Here is a 15,162-nt window from a genome sequence, read left to right as displayed (position 1 = left end):
TTTGCTGTGTTCAGCAATTGCTGAATGCAGCCATTTCATTGAAATTCGGTTGAAATTTTCACCAAAAGTGCTATTTTCAGCGAATGTTGAAAACTGCTGATCCAGTGAATATCGAGCAACGCGCCGTGGATGCGCTGCGAGCAGCCTTGGGAGAAGCGCCCGGGCTCACGGTGCTCGATATCGAGGCCGGCAACGATATCCAGGACGTGTCGGTGGACCTGGTCTGCCATGTCGATTTCGGGGGGCGACGCCACGTTCTTGTGGGCGAAGTGAAGTCAAGCGGGCAGCCCCGGTATGTGCCGAAGGCGTTGCTGCAGCTCAAGACGTACGTTGGCAGACAGCAGGGCTCGGACTTGGTCACGCCTGTTTTCATTGCGCCCTATCTCTCCGAAGACGCCCGCGCGCTGTGCACGGAAAACGGGGTCGGCTACCTTGACTTCGAGGGAAACGCGCGCATCGTGTTTCCCGGCTTCTTCATGTCGCGCAGTGTGGCAGGCAAGCCGCCAGCGGAGCGGCGACAGTTGCGCTCGCTGTTCAAGCCCAAGTCCGCTTCGGTGCTTCGTACCATGCTGCGAGATCCATCGAAGAGTTGGCGGGTAGCGGATTTGGCCGAGGCATCGCTTGTCAGCGTCGGACATGTCAGCAATGTGCGCAATAGCCTGCTGGACAGGGGATGGGCTGAAGTGTCCGAAGAGGGGGTCTTCCTCTCCAATCCCGACGGGCTGCTTGATGCATGGCGCGACGACTATGCGCCCCCTGGCGCGGACCGCCGAGCTTTCTACACGACCCTGCATGGGGCCTTGTTCGAGGACGCGGTTCGGAAGTTGGGACCGACATTGGCGGATGACGGGCTCGCCATTCTTTCCTCGTTCTCGGCGGCCAACTGGCTGGCGCCCTATGCACGCGCCGGGACGCATTACTTCTATGCCGACGAAGAAGGGGCAGACCGACTGCGCCAGTTCCTGAGTCTTTCGCCAGCAGGCCGGGGTGAGAACGTGGTGGTCACCGTCCTTGACGACCTTGCCCTGTTCAATGACTCGGTCGAAGCAGCAGGCGGTATTCATTGCACGAGTCCAGTCCAGACCTATCTGGATCTGTACGTGTCGGGTGAGCGTGGCCGCGAAGCGGCTGAGCATCTGCGTCGGGAAAGGCTGCAATGGCAGGGATGACCGCTGGCGAGCCTCAATCCGCAAATGACTACGACGACCGTACGACGGCGGCCGTCAAATCCGTCCTGATCGAGATCGGCCAAATCCTGGGCAGCTACAAAGGCAGGTATGCCGTCGTGGGTGGTGCGGTGCCTTGGCTGCTCCTGAATCAGAATGACATGCGCCATGTGGGGACGCTGGACGTCGATCTGAGCCTGGACGCCGCAGCATTGGGGGGCGGCGAGTATGCCCACCTCATAGAGTCACTGAAAAGTCATGGTTACGAGCAGCGCGAGAGCCTGCGGCGCTTTCAACTCGTGCGGCAGATCGATGCCCGCGATGGAGGCCCGCTGATCGACGTCATCGTGGACTTTCTGAGGCCGCGAGACGCTGTGACCGCGAAGAACGATCCACCGCTGGTGGACAACTTTGCTGTGCAGCGGGCCAGCGGCGCCGAGTTGGCGCTGAGATTCTGCGAGTTCATTCCGATCTCTGGAGCGATGCCCAACGGCGGGACGAACCGGGTCGAGGTGGCCGTCTGCTCCATCCCGGCACTGCTGGCAATGAAAGGTCATGCAATCCATGGCCGCTACAAGCACAAGGACGCCTACGACATCTACTACTGCGTCCGTAACTACCCTGGCGGCATTGACGCGCTGGCTGCAGCCTGCCGGCCATTGCTTGATCACCCGGAGGGCCTCGCCGGATACCGATTCATTGCCGGGAAGTTTGATTCTCCCGATGGATTCGGACCCACCTGCGTCCGGCGGTTCGTTGAGGAAAGCAGGACGCTGGGGGAACGCTCTGCGGACCAGTGGCAGCTTGACGCCTTTGGACAGGTGCATGCATGGTTGCGCGCGCTAGGTCTATGAGCAAGACGCCCGCAGCCGCCATTCATTCAGTGCCCGCTTGCGACTTATGGTGAGCAATGGAAGCCAAGAGTTTTTCATCCAAGGACTTGCATATGCAGCTGATGAGTCAACGCCCGCAGGGCGATGCCGTGCCCGGCTGGCGCGCGCCCGGCACGGGCTTCGACCAGCCCTTCGAGATGCTCGAAGCCTGCCATGAGCGCGTGCTGCGCATGCTGGCGCTGCTGGACCGGCTGCGCGTGCATCTCCAGACCAAAGGTTGCGACGACAGCGCACGCCAGGCGGCGCGCGACATCCTGCGCTACTTCGACCAGGCGGCGCCGCTGCACCATGAGGATGAGGAGCTGCATGTCTTCCCGCCGCTGCTGGAGCAGGGCGATGCGCAGACCGTGGCCCTGGTGCAGCGCCTGCAGCGCGAGCACGGCCTGATGAGCGCCGACTGGGCGCTGGCGCGCCAGCCGCTGCTGGATATGGCCGAGGGGCGGTCCCAGGGCTTTGGCGCGGCTGACGAGGCGGTGTTCGAACGCTTCGCGGCCTGCTATGCCAGCCATGTCGAGAATGAAGAGCAGCTGGCCTACCCCCAGGCGCGCGGCCTGCTGCCAGAGGCAACGCAGGCGGCCATGGGCCGTGAGATGGCCGTGCGGCGCGGCGCGGACCTGTCACGGAGATAGCGCCGCCGGCAGCGCGCGGGAGCCGGCGCGGCGATACTCGCAGGCTTTGGACCTGCCCCCGCCTCGCCTGCCATGCCCGAGCGCCGCCCCATTTTCCTGCTTCGCATCGCACTGACCCTGCTGGGCGCCTTTGCCGCCGCCCAGCTGTGCCTGTGGCTGCGCACGCCGCTGCCCTGGATGCTGGGGCCGCTGATCGCCACCTCGCTGGCCTCCATCCTGGGCGCGCCCACGGCCAGTGCGGGCCGGCTGCGCAACGGCGGGCAGTGGATCATCGGCGCCTCGCTGGGCCTGTATTTCACGCCGGCCGTGGTGCAGTTGATCGCGGGGCTGTGGTGGGCGATTGCCGTGGCCATCGTCTGGGCGCTGCTGCTGGGCTGGGGCTTCGGCGCCTGGCTGTACCGCGTACATGCGCCGCGCATGCCGCAGATACCGACTGGCGAGATGCGCGCCACCACCTACTTCGCGGGCGCCATTGGCGCGGCCTCTGAAATGACGCTGCTGGCCGAGCGCGAGAACGCGCGCACCGACCTGGTGGCGGCCAGCCACAGCCTGCGCCTGGTCATCGTCACCGTGAGCATTCCGTTTGCGCTGCAGTGGAGCGGCCTGCACGGGCTGGAGGGGCTGACGCCGCCCAGCATCCGCATCGTCGAATGGCCGGGGCTGGCGCTGCTGGCCGTGCTCACGGGCCTGGGCGCCTGGGCCATGGACCGGCTCAAGCGGGCCAACCCCTGGTTCCTGGGCGCGCTGCTGGTGTCCATGCTGCTGACCATGTGCGGCCAGGAACTGTCAGCCGTGCCCCAGGCCCTGGTCAATGCGGCGCAGCTGGTGATCGGCATCAGCCTGGGCGTGCGCTTCAAGCGCGAATTCCTGCACACCGCGCCGCGCTGGCTGGGCTCCGTGGCCGTGGGCACCGTGGGGCTCATGGCGATCTGCGCGGGCTTTGCCTGGCTGCTGCACCTGGCCGTGGACCTGCCCTGGGTCACGCTGCTGCTGGGCACCTCGCCGGGCGGCATCACCGAGATGGCCATCACCGCCAAGGTGCTGCAGCTGGGCGTGCCCGTGGTCACGGCCTTCCAGGTCTGCCGGCTGATCGCCGTGCTGCTGCTGGTGGCGCCGCTGTTCCGCTGGGTGGAGGCGCGCGGGCCGGCCGCGTCGCGCACGGCCTAGGGCCCACCTCACCACAGCCCACTGTCGCTGGTAGACACCGCAATCGCACCACCGGCCAGCGCCTGCTGGACCTGCTCCTGGCTGCAGACGAAGCCCGAGGCCACTAGCGGCGGCAAGATGCGGCGCTCGGCCTCGGTGATGTGGGCCAGCATGGGGGCGGGCATGATCTGCACGAGGTTGGGGTCGCTCTGCTCCACGGCCTTGATGCTGCGCGGCCAGGTGGATCGGTCGGTGACGAAGACCTTTTGCATGGTCAGCAGCCCGGCCTTGTTGGCGCGCTGGATGGTGGCCACGCGCGTGGACAGCAGGCTGCTGGCGCCCAGGTCCACAAGGTAGTCCACGCCGCCCTTGTCGGGCGAGATGCCGTCGCAGCTGTCGATGTTGACGATGGCGATCTTGCCCGCCCCGGTGATGGTGGAGATCACCGAGCGCAGGCGGCGCAGTTCGATGTTGGCGACGATGGCGACTTCGGCCTGGCTGGCCAGCAGCGCGTCCATCTGCTCGGCCCCGTACAGGGTAGCGATGACGGGGCGGCGCGCCAGCCGCGCGCCCAGGGAGTTGTCCGGGCGGCCCATGTCAGAGGTCCAGCCCCAGCTTGCCGGGGTTGAGCAGGTTCTTGGGGTCCAGCATGCGCTTGGTGGCCTCCAGCAGGGCAAAGGCCGGGCCCAGCGATTGCCGCATGTAGGGCGCGCGCAGCAGGCCCACGCCGTGGTGGTGGCTGAGCGTGGCGCCGTGGCGCAGCAGCACGGCGTTGGCCGCGTCCCAGGCCGCGCGGTACCACTGGGCGCGCTGGTCCACGGCCACCTCGCCGCGCAGCGAAAAGTACAGGCAGGCGCCATCCACATAGGCATGCGACTGGTGGGCCGAGCCGGCCAGGGTGCCGGGGATGGCCTGCAGGGCGGCGACCACTTCCTCGTAGATGGCCGGCAGGTCTTTCCAGGGGCCGCACATCTCCAGCGTGTCGGCGACGAAGCCCGGGCTTTTCTTGAAGCCCTCGGCGCTCTTGCCGGTCAGGTAGCGCGTGTCCAGCCAGCGCTCCAGGGTGGCGGCGCCGTCCAGCCGTTCACCCAAGGGTGCACACACACGTTCGCAGATGGCCATGACGGCATCGACGATCTCGGGCGCGCCTTCGTCGGCGATCAGCAGCACGTTGAGGTCGCTGCGGCCGAATTGCACGCCGCTTTCCAGCGCGTCATACAGCCGCAGCGCGGCGGGGTTGGCGCCTTGCTGCAGGATCTGGCGGCAGGCCTCCAGGCCCTGGGCAAAGCTGGCGAAGCCATAGGCGATGGCGCGGCCGTGGTCGGGCAGGCGGTGCAGCTTGAAGCGGATGCGCACGATCACGCCCAGCGTGCCTTCCGAGCCGATGAACAGCTGCTGCAGGTCCGGCCCGATGGCCGCGCGCGCGTAGCCGCCCACGGTGACGAGGCGGCCATCGGCCAGCACCACGTCCATGCCGTGGACCATGTCCTCGATCTTTCCGTAGCGCGTGGACAGCTGGCCCGCGCCCCGGCAGGCCACCCAGCCGCCCACGGTGCTGATGCCGAAGGACGAGGGCCAGTGGCCCATGGTCATGCCGTGGCGGCGCTGGATGGTTTCCTCGAACACGTCGCCGAACATGCCGGCTTCGACCTCGACGATCTGGCTTTGCTCGTCCATGGCGATGAAGCGGTTGAGTTCGCACAGGTCCAGCACGATGCCGCCGCGCAGGGGCAGGGCCGCGCCCGTGACGTTGCTGCGCCCGGCCGAGACGGTGACGGGAATGGCGTGCGCGTCGGCAATGCGCATCACGGCCTGCACCTGCTCCACGGTGGATGCATGGGCGATGACGGCCTGCGGCGTGGCCGGGTGGCCCGAGGTCTCGGCCACCATGGTGCGCGCCCACCAGTCGCGCGTGCCGGCAATGATGTCGGCGCGCTCGGTCTGCACGCGGTCGCAGGCGGCGCGTAGCGCGGCGAGCGCGGCCTCGGGCACGGCCACGGGTTCGTGCTGCAGGCCGCAGGCAGGACCTTCGGAGGCAGGGCGGTCGGCTGCGGGTGCGGCCTGCGCCGCCCAGCCCGGTGTCGTGGGGGCGCCCACCACGTAGTTGCGGCGGTTGTAGCCGCGGGCGATTGCGTCTTTGCTCAGCATTGGATGTCTCCCATCAAAATCTGTTTTTCGCGCTCCACGGCGCGGCGGTAGTCGTGGACCTGTTGCGCTACCTGCGCGGGTGTCAGTCCCAGTTCATCGGCCAGGATGTCGCCCACGCGCTGCGCGGCGTGGGCCGAGGCATCGCGCGCCATGAGGCGGGCGCGCAGGCGGCGCGAGAGCACGTCGTCCACGCTGGCCGCCATTTCGTGGCGCACGGCGTAGAGGACCTCGGCCTCGGTATGGGGCAGGCCCTGCACGATGGGCCGGGCCAGTTCGGGGCGTGCGGCCAGCAGGTCGCTGACGAAGCGCGCCTCCGTGCCGTAGCGCTCGCCCAGGTGGGCCGAGAGGCCGCCCGTGGCCGTGATGGCCTGGGCGTCGTAGCCGGCCGCGCCCAGCACAAAGGCCGAGGTGGTGGTGCAGCGCGTGCGCCGGCCCAGCAGTTTCTCCACGGCGTCCACGGTCTGCTCGGCCATGTGGCGCGAGGTGGTGAGCTTGCCGCCGACGATGGTGACCAGGCCGTCGGCTGCCACATGGATTTCGTGGTTGCGCTTCATCTCCACGGTCTTGCCGCCGGGCGGGCCGACCAGGGGGCGGCAGCCGGCGATGGAGCCGACCACGTCCTCGGGCGACAGGTCCACCTTGAGTGCGGAGCGCGCGCCTTCCAGCAGGAAGTCCAGCTCGGTGCGCGTGCAGTGCACATCGTCCAGGCCGCCCGCGTAGTCCTCGTCGGTGGTGCCCAGGTAGGAGACATCGCCCCAGCGCGTGATGGTGGCGCGCCGGCTGCGGCCCGGCACGGGGATGGTGACGGTGCAGTCGTTGCGTATGCGCAGCCAGGGAATGGCCACGTGCACGCCCTTGGCGGGGCGCACGTGCAGCTGCGCTTGCTGGTCGGGCCTGCGGCCATCCCAGTCGCGCAGCCAGACGCCCGTGGCCATGACCACGCTGCGTGCGCGCACCGTGATCTCGCGGCCATCGGCCTGGACGATGGCGCCGTCCACGCCGCCGTGGGCGTTGCGCGTGATGGCGGTGGCCCGGGCATGGTTGAGCACGGCCGCGCCATGGAAGGCCGCCGTGCGCGCCACGGCCAGCGTGAGCCGCGCATCGTCCACGCGCGCATCGAAGTACATGTAGCCGCCCAGGAGCTGCTCTTCGCGGAAGGTCGGGCAGTGCGACAGCACCTCGGCCTTGCCGAGCTTGCGGTGCAGGATGCCTTCGCGCCAGCCGCCGGCCAGGTCGTAGGTCCACAGCAGGCTGCCGAAGGCCTTGGCCAGGCGGGCGTCGAAGACGCCGTCGCGCTCCATCACGGGAAACAGGAAGGGCAGGCGCTGCACCAGGTGCCGCGCATTGCGGCGCAGGCGCTGGCGCTCCAGCAGCGAGTGCCGCACCAGTCCCAGGTTGCCCTGCTCGATGTAGCGCAGGCCGCCGTGCACCATCTTGGAGGACTTGGACGAGGTGCCCGAGGCGAAGTCGTCCTTCTCCACCAGCGCCACGCGCAGGCCGCGCAGGCTGGCGTCCAGCGCCGCATAGGCGCCGGTGATGCCGCCGCCGATGACCAGCAGGTCGAAGGCCTCGTCACCCAGCCGCGCGAGCTGGTCCGCGCGCTGTAGCTGCAGCGGCGCGGTCTGGGTCAGTGCGGCGCTGTCCCTGCGCTCCTTGCCAAAGGGCCATTGCATCATGCGCAGCCCTCCAGGGCGGCGCTGCGCCCGGGGGCCCGGGCGCGGGCCAGTTCGTCGCCCACGCGGGCGCGCCAGATGCGGCGGCGCTCGCCGCGCTCGTCGGCGGCCATGCGCGGGGTGAAGACCGCTTCGGTGCGCAGCGTGGCGCAGGCCTGCTCCAGCCCGTCCCACAGCAGGCCTGCGCTGCCGGCCATGAAGGCGATGCCGCGCAGGCTGGCCTTGTCGGTATCGGCCAGGCGTCGCACGGGCAGGCCGCCCAGGTCAGCCTGGATCTGCAGCAGCGCATCGCTGCCCGACAGGCCGCCGCCCACCAGCAGCTCGCCCACCTCGGTGTTTGCGGCCGCCTCGTCGGCCTGCACGCAGGAGGCCACGGAATGCGCAATGCCTTCGAGGATGGAGCGCGCCAGCTGCGGCCGCGAGGTGGCCATGGACACGCCCGAGATCGAGGCCCGCGCGCCCGGCTCCATGGCCGGCAGGCGCAGGCCCGTGAGCGCGGGGATGAAGACCAGGTCGGCCGGCGTCTCGGCCTCGCGGGCCAGGGCGCTGATCTGCTGCGGGTTGTCGAACCACTGCAGCTTCTCGCAGATCCAGTTGAGCGCCGAGCCCGTGGTGGGCACATAGGTCTCGATGGCATAGCGCGAGACACCGCCCATGCGCCGCGCGGTCATGGTCAGCGAGCTTTCATGGGCCGCGTCATGCGCGGGCAGCTTTGTTCCCGTGAGCACATCGACGAAGCTGCCCGTTCCATGCACGCACAGCGCCTGGCCCCGCTCCAGGCAGCCCAGGCCCACGGCGGCCGCATGCTGGTCGCCCGCGCAGGCCAGGATGGGCACGGCCAGGCCCAGCAGCTCGGTGCGCGTGCGGCCGAAGTCCTGCACGTCCTCGCACAGGCGGGGCAGCAGTTCGGCGGGAAACTCCAGCGCGTCCAGCCAGTCCTGCAGATAACGGTGATCGCCCAGCGCATAGGCGTTGCCCGAGGTCACATTGGTGGGCGTGGTGACCACGGCGCGCGCATCCGACAGATGCCACAGCAGCCAGGAGTCGATGGTACCGAAGGCCAGGCGGCGCTGCTGCCAGGCCTGGGCCACGGCCGGGCATTCGCGCAGCTTGTGCGCGGCCCACAGGTAGGGCGAACGCACGCCCACGGGCCGGCCCGCGTGACGGATCAGCCGCGCATCCCAGTCGCCGGCCAGCACGGCCAGTTCGTCGCGGTGGCGCGAGTCCTGCCAGACCATGATGGGCGCCAGCGAACGGCCCGTGGCCGTGTCCCAGAGCACGGCCGAGCAGCGCTGGTTGGCAATGGCCAGGGCCACGATCTGCTGGCCGCTGCCCTGGGCGCGGGCGATGGCGCGGCGGCACACGTCCAGCGTGCGCTCCAGCAGCAGGTCGGCGTCCTGCTCGACCACGCCGGGGCGCGGGCAGTGGATTTCCAGCGGCAGATAGTCCTGGGCGGACACCTGCCCGTCGCGCCCCACGACGGCGGCGCGCGTGCCCGAGGTGCCTTCGTCGATGCAAAGGATCACGGCTTCATGGTGCATGGGGTGTTCTCTTTCAGGCGGTGGTTTGAGCGATCTTGGCGGGCGGGGCGGCGTCGTCCGCGAACTGGGGCGCGCCGGGCTCGTCGTCGGGGTTCACCGTGGTGCGCGTGGGGTCCCAGCGGATGGAAAAGCAGACGATGCTGGCCAGCAGCGGCACCACGGACAGGATGAGGAAGGTGTTCTCCAGCCCGTACTGCTGGCGGAACAGCGGGAACACCAGCAGCCCCAGCGCCGCGCCCATGGCGCCCAGCGCGCCGATCACGCCGTTGGCGCCCGCGCGCAGCTCGCTGCGGAACGACAGCGTGGACAGGCTCTTGCCGTTGGCGCCGGGCCCGCCCGAATGAAAGAGGATGAACAGCGAGGGCACGGCCACGGCCAGCCAGATCGGCATGCGGCCGTTGAACAGGCCCAGCACCAGCAGCATCAGGAACACCAGCGCAAAGCCGAAGGCCGAGGCCCGCCGCAGGCCCAGCCTGCGCCCGATGACGGGCGACAGGAAGCCGCCGACGATGCCGAACACGTTGAACACCAGCGCGCCCAGCGTGGCCTCGCGGAAGTCCTTGCCGAACAGCGAGGCGCTGATCAGCGGCAGGTACCAGCCCACCGCGAAGTACTGGATGGACTGGCCTATCTGCACCGTGGCCGCCAGCAGCGTGCGCGGCAGGTAGATGCCGCGAAAGATCAGCAGCACATTGGCCAGCCCGCGCCGCGCCGGGTTGAGCACGGGAAGGCGTTCGGCGGGCGGCGCGGCCTCGAAGCGCTGGCCGTGTGCGCCGTAGATGCGCGTCATGGCGCGGGCGGCGTCATCCAGCCGCTCCTTGCGTGCCAGCCAGGTCGGGCTTTCCACCAGCAGCGCGGCCTGCATGCCCAGGATGAACAGGCCGAACACCGCCGTGGCGGCCACCGAATAGCGCCACAGCGAATCGCCCACATCCCAGGAATGGAACCACAGCGCCAGCACCAGGTTGCTGCACACGGCCATGTACCACATGCCCTGCCAGACATTGAGCCGGCTCTTGAGGCGGGCGGGCGTGAATTCGGCCAGCACCGCCATGGCGATGGCGAAGTCGATGCCATAGGCCGCGCCCACGAAGAAGCGGCCGAAGAGGATGGTGGCGTAGTCGGGCGCCATGCTGACCAGCAGCGCGCCGGCCACGGCCAGCACCTTGGCGATGACCAGCGGGCGCATGCGGCCCCAGCGGTCGGCCATCCAGCCGCCGATGGGATTGAAGGCGATGGACACCCAGGAGGCCAGCGACGTCATCCAGGCCACTTCGGCCGGCGTGAGCTGCTGGTCGCGCGTCATGGGGCCCAGGCCCACGCTGAGTGCGGAGTTGGAGAATGCGTCGAGGAAAAGTCCGCCGAGGGCCAGCCACCAGATGGTGCCGGCGCGGCCTGAAATGCCCTGGCGTGCGTCGATGTAGGCGATGACATCCTGAACGCCGCGAACCCTGTGGATGCTGGTCTGCATGCTGGCCTCCTGTGTTTCTGCAAGAGGCCGGCAAACCACACAGGCGTGACAAGACCATCTCACAGATGGTCTTCAAATCTTGAACCTGTGCCCGGGATTCTAGGAAATAGCAGGGGTTGCGCAGTATCGGTAGAAGCACCAGGGCGAAGGCGCCGGGCTATCCGGCGCGCTAATAGCAGGCAGCAGGCAGGGCCGGCAAGCATTGGTTTTTCCTGTGGCGCGAACGCTGCGCGTGTTTCACTCTGTTTCTCGAGCGATAGAAAAAGGCAATAGGATTTTTCGATTAATTGTCTAAACAGATGAAATAGAGGGAGGGAACCCATGATGTCAATCAGACGATGGGCAAGGCTGTTGCTGTGTGCCAGCATGCTTTTGCTGGGCAGTCAGGCAATGGCGCAGAAGATGTTGATGCTGACCACGGACGCGGGCGGGGTGAACTCTTCCGTCGAGGAGTCCGAGTTCACCAATATGAGAACGGAATTCTCCAACGTGGTGGGCGCAGCCAACGTGACACGGGTGTCCACTCTGTTCACAGCCAATGGCATCAGCGCAGCCACCTTCAACCCGCCCGGCGGGCCCTACGACATGGTGGTGGTCGCCAGCCACTATCGGGCCATCCATCCCACGAACTGGGCAGTCCTGTCACAGGCCGTGGCCAATCGCTGGGCCAACAGCGTGCTGCTCTTCGTCGATGGCTATGACGACACGCTGACCAACGACGTGCAGATGCTGGAGCTGCTCAATGCCAATACCGGGCGGAATTTCACATTGGGCACGAAGGTGGGAGTCTTTCAGAGCTATCCGCTGAATGCCAACTCTGCCTATTCGGGCTCGTTCACCAGTCTCGACCCGGTCTACGGTGGATTTTTCGACTACATCAACAACGTCCCCGGAGAAAACGTGCTGTACCTGGCGAACGGCACACCCGTTGCCGGCTTCCCGCCTGCGGGCTCCACCGCCCTGGTCAATGGCGTCTACGCCTTGCTGGTGCCCGTCGCCCAGTCCAACAATGGCCAGGGCGCCTGCGTCTTTGCCACCGTGGATGTGTCCAGCTTCCGAGATACGGACATGACCCCCACCCGCAACGGCGGCAAGATCGCGCAGGCCTTTGTGCGCGCCGTGACTGATCCGGGTGGTGCCTGCGGCCTGCCCACGGTGACCAAGCGCTTTGACAAGACCGATGTGCTGCTGGGCGGCGCCGGCAACACGGCGCAGCTGACCATCGAATTTCAGAATGACACGCTGCAGGACGTGGCCCATGCCAAGGTCACCGATGCCCTGCCCAGCCCCCTGCTGATCGGCAGCGGTCCCGTCACCCATACCTGCACGGGCGGCACGCTGACCGCGACTGAGGGCTCCAGCACGGTCAATCTGGATGACTTCGGTATTCCCCACACCACGGGCTGCTCCATCACCGTGCCCGTGGTCTGGCCCAATGACGCGGCAGGCCGCTCAGCCTGCGCGGACCCTGTGGCACGCACCGTGACCAACATCATCCGGCCCGGCGTGGACTTCACACCCGCAAGTTCGGGCAACAACGCCACGGCCACGCTGACCTGCCAGCCCGGCACGCTGGCCGTGGGCAAGACGGTGGCCTGGGCCGCAGGCAGTCAGGCCACGGATCTGACGGGCAGCAGCTTCCCCGTCAGCGTTTCCTGCACGGGAACGGACGGCGTTGTGGTGCCGAGCATTGCCACCAGCGTGACGCTGAGCACGCCCACGGCGGGCGCCGTCTCTGTCACGCCCGTCATCTCCAGCGGCAGCTGCACGGTGACCGAAACCTCCCGCCCAGCGGCACCGGCCAATCACCAGTGGGTGGAGGTCAGCCCGCCCAGCGGCACCGTGGCCTTGCTGGCGCCACCTGGCAGTCCTGCCGTGGCCTTGACCAACACGCTGGCGCGCAGCGCCGCATCGATTGCGCTCACCAAGACCGTGGCGGGCGGCCCTGCAGCGGGCGTAACCGGCAACTTCGACTTCACTGCGAGCTGCGGCGTGGACGGCAACTACACCGGCGCCGTGGCGCTGAGCAATGCCTCGTCGGGAACGGGCGGCATCGCCGGTGTTCCGCAAGGCGCGAGCTGCGTGGTCACCGAGAACACGCCTTTGCCTACCGCGCCGGTCAACTACAGCTGGGGCGTCATGCCCGCTGCCGTGCCGGTGACGGTGGTGGCTTCCGGCAATGCGGCCGCTTTCACCAATACCCTGGTGCGCAGCACCGCTGCCATCAGCCTGACCAAGAACGTCACGGGCGCGCCTGCAGGCGGCGTGAGCGGCAGCTTTGCCTTCACGGCCAGCTGTGGCGCGAGTGGCAGTTTCACGGGGACCGTGGTGCTGGCCAATGCGACCACGGGCACAGGCACCATCACCAACGTGCCCCAAGGCGTGAGTTGCTCGGTCAGCGAAAGCACCACGCTACCCTCGGCACCCGCAGGCCTGGCGTGGGGCAGGATGCCGGCGGCCGTCACGCTGACGGTGGCGGCCACGGGCAACGCAGCGGCTTTCACCAACGAGCTGACGGCGGCGGCTGGCAATGTGGCAGCCATCCCCACGTTGAGCCAGTGGGCGCTGATGATGCTGGCCCTGATGCTGGCCGGGATGGCGGCACTTTCGATCAGGGCTGCGTCCAGGGATTGACGGTGGAATGGGGCTGGGTCCGCCCAGCCCAAAGCCCAATGAAAAAGCCGGAAATGCTCATCGCATTCCCGGCTTTCTTATGGGTTGGAGGGAGGTGAAAAGCGCGGCGTCAGTGGACCACGACAGGCTGCTGGGCCAGGCCGGCGTAGCGCTCCAGGGCGTCCTCGACCTCTTCCTCGGTGGGGGCGTCCTGCTGCCAGGCGATGATCTGCTTCTGGAACATCTCGGCCCAGGATCCATCCAGATAGACCTCCTTGCCCGAGCGCTTGTCCACGATTTCGAAGCCGTGGCGTGGCAGTTGGCGGGCGGCATCGACCGCAGCTTCGCCGGCCGCTGCATCCGGATCCATGTCGGGACGCAGATGGAGCACCACAAAAGATTCGGAGTCGTAAAGCATTTGCATGGTGTTCCCTTTCTGGCCCGTTGCCGGGCGTCGCACAGCCTACATGGCTGCGAAGCGCCGGATTTCAAGGACCGTGGGGGTCCCGATCTATCGCAGGCACTTGCATGCAGTATTCCACGGATTGGCATGCGCTGCGGCGTGTGCCGCAGGCCGCGCTGTGGTAGGCGGGCGGTGGCGTTGGCTGCAAGTGCAGGACTACCGGGAAATCACCGGTGTCCCACCGGTGTCCCGTGTGTCATGGCGCCTGGCGGCCCTTGAGCTGCAGGTCGGCGAAGTCGCCGTTGTCCTGCGCCAGCCGGATGCGCACGGGCAGGTATTGCATGGATGGCGCCAGCCACAGCGAGGCCTGCTGGTCATCGCCGGCCGCCGCGATCTTGTCCAGCCGCAGCGCCTGCGTGCTGCCCGAGGGCAGGTCCAGCGTCTCGGTCTCGCCCACGCGGAAGGTCCAGCGGTCGGCGCGCCGTGCGCTGACGGTGATGAAGCTGATCTGCGTGCCCGCCGGGTAGCGCTGCGGCGCCGCCGCCAGCAGGGCCGACAGTTGCAGGAACACGCTGAGCCGGTCCTGCGCACCGGGCGCGATGGCGGCATCGGGCGCACCCGTGCTGAAGTGCGCCAGGTTCCGGTCGAACGCCAGCTGCGCCGATTGCTCCTTGCGTGCCTTGTCGTTGAAGCGGCTGGGCTCCAGGCCCCTGTCGGTGATGCGGCCCTCGCTGGTCTGCGAGCGCGAGCCCAGCAGGAACAGGCTGACTTCCTGGCTGGCCTGGTACTGGCCGTTGGCATGGCGCCAGACCAGCTCGGCATTGGCCGAATAGTTGAAGCGCTTGGCCTGGCCGGTGACGGCGAACGACAGCCGCGCGGGATCGGGCAGTTGCACGGGAACGGGGGCGTCGGAGGCCAGCGGCGTGCCGTCGGGCGAGGTGATGGCCATGCCCTGGGCCGGGCCGGCCGAGGGCGTGGGCGGTGTTTCGGGTTCGGGCTTGGGAGCGGGCGGCGCCGGCGGTGTGGCCGGGGTTGCTCCGCTGCCGGCATCGGCGGTTTCAGAGGCTTCCGATGCGGCAGGCTCCGGCGCTGCGGCCATCGGCAAGGGTTCGACGGTTTCGCGGGTGGGCGTGTCCAGCGGCTCGGGCGTGGGCGCGGCGGGTGCCGGGCGCTGGACCTTGGGGCGAGGCTGCTGCGGCTTGGGCGCAGGCGCCTTCGGTGCGGGTGCGGGCGCTGCAGGCGGGGGGGCGGGTGGCTCGGGCAGGGACAGCGCCCGCGTCTGCATGGCTGCCACCTCGGTGTGCGGCGCCGATACCTGGCTCCACAGCGGCAGGCCCAGCAGGGCCAGGGCGTGCACGCCCAGCACCACGGCGGTGAGGGCGGGCAGGGCGCGCTGGCGCAGGCTCATGTCAATTATCCATAGTGCTGCGCGCCACCCACAGCCCATGAAACCGGCGCGGCCCAATGCCAGGGACAGCG

The 15,162-nt window shown here is 68.2% G+C and carries 12 protein-coding genes; 5 read left to right on the top strand and 7 right to left on the bottom strand.

All coding sequences use genetic code 11. The features are described 5' to 3' along the window. Positions 1 to 83: 83 nt before the first annotated feature. The 4 genes from AAN986_RS25545 to AAN986_RS25530 all read left to right on the top strand — a co-directional run bounded on the left by AAN986_RS25545 (position 84) and on the right by AAN986_RS25530 (position 3,855). The gene (locus tag AAN986_RS25545) at positions 84 to 1,169 is read left to right on the top strand and encodes a type IV toxin-antitoxin system AbiEi family antitoxin (RefSeq protein ID WP_047218514.1); all 1,086 of its coding nucleotides are present in this window, start codon (positions 84 to 86) and stop codon (positions 1,167 to 1,169) included. Next, a complete protein-coding gene (locus tag AAN986_RS25540) occupies positions 1,157 to 2,020 on the top strand; it encodes a nucleotidyl transferase AbiEii/AbiGii toxin family protein (RefSeq protein WP_047218513.1) in 864 nt (287 codons plus the stop codon). The genes AAN986_RS25545 and AAN986_RS25540 overlap by 13 nt, the downstream gene beginning before the upstream one ends. A 92-nt stretch (positions 2,021 to 2,112) precedes the next feature. Then, positions 2,113 to 2,688 carry a hemerythrin domain-containing protein gene (locus AAN986_RS25535; protein WP_082138097.1) on the top strand — a complete coding sequence of 192 codons (576 nt, stop codon included), beginning with the start codon at positions 2,113 to 2,115 and terminating at the stop codon, positions 2,686 to 2,688. A 72-nt stretch (positions 2,689 to 2,760) separates the two neighbouring features. Continuing rightward, on the top strand, positions 2,761 to 3,855 hold the full coding sequence (locus AAN986_RS25530; protein WP_047218512.1) for an AbrB family transcriptional regulator: 1,095 nt from the start codon (positions 2,761 to 2,763) through the stop codon (positions 3,853 to 3,855). A gap of 8 nt (positions 3,856 to 3,863) precedes the next feature. Here the strand turns inward: AAN986_RS25530 and AAN986_RS25525 are convergent, their stop codons facing one another. Genes AAN986_RS25525 through AAN986_RS25505 form a run of 5 tightly spaced genes read right to left on the bottom strand, consistent with a single transcriptional unit; the run spans position 3,864 to position 10,667 of the window. Continuing rightward, a complete protein-coding gene (locus AAN986_RS25525; RefSeq protein ID WP_012203049.1) occupies positions 3,864 to 4,430 on the bottom strand; it encodes a glycerol-3-phosphate responsive antiterminator in 567 nt (188 codons plus the stop codon). Position 4,431: 1 nt separating this feature from the next. Continuing rightward, on the bottom strand, positions 4,432 to 5,982 hold the full coding sequence (locus AAN986_RS25520) for an FAD-binding oxidoreductase (protein ID WP_047218511.1): 1,551 nt from the start codon (positions 5,980 to 5,982) through the stop codon (positions 4,432 to 4,434). Continuing rightward, entirely contained in the window at positions 5,976 to 7,658 is a 1,683-nt protein-coding gene (locus tag AAN986_RS25515; protein WP_047218510.1) for a glycerol-3-phosphate dehydrogenase/oxidase, read from the bottom strand. Before AAN986_RS25515 ends, AAN986_RS25520 begins: the two co-directional genes overlap by 7 nt. Then, a complete protein-coding gene (locus tag AAN986_RS25510; protein WP_047218509.1) occupies positions 7,655 to 9,196 on the bottom strand; it encodes an FGGY family carbohydrate kinase in 1,542 nt (513 codons plus the stop codon). Before AAN986_RS25510 ends, AAN986_RS25515 begins: the two co-directional genes overlap by 4 nt. 13 nt (positions 9,197 to 9,209) lie before the next feature. Next, positions 9,210 to 10,667: an MFS transporter gene (locus AAN986_RS25505; RefSeq protein ID WP_016451943.1), complete on the bottom strand. Its 1,458-nt coding sequence runs from the start codon at positions 10,665 to 10,667 to the stop codon at positions 9,210 to 9,212. Between the two features lie 408 nt (positions 10,668 to 11,075). Here AAN986_RS25505 and AAN986_RS25500 point away from each other — a divergent pair, with 408 nt between their 5' ends. Beyond that, entirely contained in the window at positions 11,076 to 13,301 is a 2,226-nt protein-coding gene (locus tag AAN986_RS25500) for an IPTL-CTERM sorting domain-containing protein (protein ID WP_162233975.1), read from the top strand. A 109-nt stretch (positions 13,302 to 13,410) separates the two neighbouring features. On the opposite strand, the gene AAN986_RS25495 is transcribed toward AAN986_RS25500, so the two are convergent. Both AAN986_RS25495 and AAN986_RS25490 read right to left on the bottom strand, forming a co-directional pair. Continuing rightward, positions 13,411 to 13,704, bottom strand: coding sequence for a DUF3567 domain-containing protein (locus AAN986_RS25495; protein ID WP_034363542.1), 294 nt, complete (start codon positions 13,702 to 13,704; stop codon positions 13,411 to 13,413). A 235-nt stretch (positions 13,705 to 13,939) separates the two neighbouring features. Then, entirely contained in the window at positions 13,940 to 15,091 is a 1,152-nt protein-coding gene (locus tag AAN986_RS25490) for a DUF3108 domain-containing protein (RefSeq protein ID WP_349335525.1), read from the bottom strand. Between the last annotated feature and the right edge of the window lie 71 nt (positions 15,092 to 15,162).

The sequence above is a fragment of the Delftia sp. DS1230 genome (genome assembly GCF_040112715.1).
Lineage (GTDB): Bacteria > Pseudomonadota > Gammaproteobacteria > Burkholderiales > Burkholderiaceae_C > Comamonas > Comamonas tsuruhatensis.
The sequence above is the reverse complement of the archived record's forward strand: the minus strand, read 5'-3'. Positions and strand labels throughout refer to the sequence as shown.

Bases quoted from the DNA above. Each gene is read 5' to 3' on its own strand.
- AAN986_RS25540 (WP_047218513.1), top strand. From the start codon at position 1,157: ATGGCAGGGATGACCGCTGGCGAGCCTCAATCCGCAAATGACTACGAC.
- AAN986_RS25545 (WP_047218514.1), top strand. From the start codon at position 84: ATGTTGAAAACTGCTGATCCAGTGAATATCGAGCAACGCGCCGTGGAT.
- AAN986_RS25505 (WP_016451943.1), bottom strand. From the start codon at position 10,667: ATGCAGACCAGCATCCACAGGGTTCGCGGCGTTCAGGATGTCATCGCC.
- AAN986_RS25495 (WP_034363542.1), bottom strand. From the start codon at position 13,704: ATGCAAATGCTTTACGACTCCGAATCTTTTGTGGTGCTCCATCTGCGT.
- AAN986_RS25520 (WP_047218511.1), bottom strand. From the start codon at position 5,982: ATGCTGAGCAAAGACGCAATCGCCCGCGGCTACAACCGCCGCAACTAC.
- AAN986_RS25490 (WP_349335525.1), bottom strand. From the start codon at position 15,091: ATGAGCCTGCGCCAGCGCGCCCTGCCCGCCCTCACCGCCGTGGTGCTG.
- AAN986_RS25530 (WP_047218512.1), top strand. From the start codon at position 2,761: ATGCCCGAGCGCCGCCCCATTTTCCTGCTTCGCATCGCACTGACCCTG.
- AAN986_RS25510 (WP_047218509.1), bottom strand. From the start codon at position 9,196: ATGCACCATGAAGCCGTGATCCTTTGCATCGACGAAGGCACCTCGGGC.
- AAN986_RS25515 (WP_047218510.1), bottom strand. From the start codon at position 7,658: ATGATGCAATGGCCCTTTGGCAAGGAGCGCAGGGACAGCGCCGCACTG.
- AAN986_RS25535 (WP_082138097.1), top strand. From the start codon at position 2,113: ATGCAGCTGATGAGTCAACGCCCGCAGGGCGATGCCGTGCCCGGCTGG.
- AAN986_RS25525 (WP_012203049.1), bottom strand. From the start codon at position 4,430: ATGGGCCGCCCGGACAACTCCCTGGGCGCGCGGCTGGCGCGCCGCCCC.
- AAN986_RS25500 (WP_162233975.1), top strand. From the start codon at position 11,076: ATGCTGACCACGGACGCGGGCGGGGTGAACTCTTCCGTCGAGGAGTCC.